Genomic DNA, 930 nt, shown 5'->3' on the forward strand with positions numbered 1-930 from the left:
ACTTATTGTGACAACATCCCGAGCAAAGAGAGTTAAAGTATGGAGAGTTCCGACTGGAACACAACAATGGGAATTTCGGAAACTAATTTGCGATGAATTAGGGGATAGGGAAAGTTGGACTTGCTCCTGGAAGTATGATAAGGATGATGTAATTCACGATCATTTTGTTGTTGAGGTGTTCGGCAACGATTGGGATATCAGGAGTTCAATAAATGTCACTCGTAGACATTCGAGCGACTATCCTCAATAAAGCATTTAACATGGTTGAACTAACATCGAACTATAGCTCAGGAGGGAGTTGCATTGAAGCAGCTCCTTTTTGATTTCATTGAAATAAAGGGCAGTAGAGCGTGGTCGATACTGCGGTCGGTTATTATGAAACTTAATACATAAAAAAACGAAGCTGCCACTAAAATAGTTGGCAGCCTCGTTGAGCTAACGGGCAGGAGAATTGAGAACCTTGCGGAATAATTAATAATTTAGAAAAGATATATAGGGGGTTCATTCATTGGTACATCAAAGGATTAGTTTAATAACAATTGGAGCTCGGAATCTTCCAGTACTTCGAGCCTTTTATCAACGTCTTGAATGGAAAGAAACGGATAGCAGTAATGATAAATATTGTGTTTTTACAAACGGTGGAGTATTTCTATCGCTTTTCCCAATTGAAAAGTTAGGCGAAGATGCGGGAGTTACATTTCCTGAAAATACCGAAGGTTTTAATCATATAACTTTAGCAATTAATGTAGACGCACCTAGCCAAGTCGATGAAATAATTGATTCAGTTGAAAAAGCAGGTGGCAAAATTCTACGTAAACCAAGTAATGCCTTTTGGGGTGGACGGACGGCATATTTTGCAGACCCTGAAAATAATTTATGGGAGGTAGCTTGGAATCCGAATTCAGTTTTTGACGAACGAGGAGCTATGAT

The 930-nt window shown here is 39.0% G+C and carries 1 protein-coding gene; it reads left to right on the top strand.

What is annotated here, in order from left to right; all coding sequences use genetic code 11:
- Positions 1-508 precede the first annotated feature (508 nt).
- On the top strand, positions 509-930 hold a 422-nt coding region (locus AC1DVJ_RS31140), incomplete at its 3' end, for a VOC family protein (RefSeq protein WP_477596825.1).

The sequence above is a fragment of the Paenibacillus sp. P4_A9 genome, from assembly GCF_056402415.1.